Genomic DNA, 202 nt, shown 5'->3' on the forward strand with positions numbered 1-202 from the left:
GACGGGATAAAATAGTCCAGGCCACGCTGGATGCGGTTATAATCCATGGTATTCATGGGGTTACACACCGGAAAATCGCCATGATTGCCGAGGTGCCGCTGGGCTCAATGACCTATTACTTTTCGGGAATAGATGAGCTTTTAATGGAGGCATTCGAGCGTTTTACTGACACCATGTCTGTGCAATATCAGGCATTTTTTGC

At 47.0% G+C, this 202-nt stretch carries 1 protein-coding gene; it reads left to right on the plus strand.

Going from position 1 to position 202, the window contains the following annotated elements; translation table 11 throughout:
* On the plus strand, positions 1-202 hold a 202-nt coding region (locus FDX22_RS00665; RefSeq protein WP_146716575.1), incomplete at both ends, for a TetR/AcrR family transcriptional regulator.

The sequence above is a fragment of the Citrobacter sp. TBCS-14 genome (assembly GCF_005280805.1).
Classification (GTDB): domain Bacteria; phylum Pseudomonadota; class Gammaproteobacteria; order Enterobacterales; family Enterobacteriaceae; genus Citrobacter; species Citrobacter gillenii.